Below are 899 nucleotides of genomic sequence, written 5' to 3'. Positions count from 1 at the left end.
GCCTGCGACCGCGCCGGATTGAGCACCTCCACCAACCGCTCGAACGGCACATCCGCATGCGCAAACGCACCCAGATCGCCCTCACGAACCCGACCCAACAACCCCGAGAACGACTCCGAAGAATCCACCTCGGTCCGCAACACCAACGTATTGACGAACATCCCGATCAAATCATCGAGAACCTGCTCACCACGACCCGCCACCGGAGTACCGATCGCAATATCGGACGTCCCCGACAACCGCGACAACAACACCGCCAACGCCGCATGCACCACCATGAACAACGACGAATTCGACTCACGCGCAGCGTCACTCAACGACACATGCACATCACGATCAATCACGAACGAATACGCAGCACCACGATTGGACGCCACCGCCGGCCGCGGACGATCAGCCGGCAAATCCAACTGATCCGGCAACCCCGACAACGCCGACTCCCAGAAACCGATCTGACGCGAAATCAACGACGACGGATCATCTTCCGAACCGAGAGTCTCCCGCTGCCACAACGCGTAATCCGCATACTGCACCGCCAACGGCGCCCACCCCGGCACCTCACCCCGAGAACGAGCCTCGTACGCCACCATCACATCACGCGTCAACGGCCCCATCGACACACCATCACCACTGATGTGATGAACCACCATCGCCAACACGAACTCCGACTCCGACACCGCGAACAACCGCGCCCGAACCGGAACCTCCACCGCCACATCGAAACCGGTCGACAAGAACTCCGTCACCGCACCAACGACATCGGACTCCGACACCGCCACCGGCGACAAATCCAACCGCACCCGATCCGCAGACAACACCTCCTGGAACCCGACACCGTCGACCTCCGGATACACCGTCCGCAAAATCTCATGCCGACCAACAACATCCGACACAGCAGC

1 protein-coding gene is annotated in these 899 nt (G+C 60.8%); it reads right to left on the bottom strand.

Annotation, left to right across the window (positions count from 1 at the left end; all coding sequences use genetic code 11):
- Nucleotides 1-899: condensation domain-containing protein (locus ACYP01_RS04635; RefSeq protein ID WP_459678797.1), on the bottom strand; the 899-nt coding region annotated here is incomplete at both ends.

This window comes from Rhodococcus sp. no. 34 (genome assembly GCF_054589475.1).
Note: the sequence above shows the minus strand (reverse complement) of the source record. Positions and strands in the feature narration are given on the sequence as shown.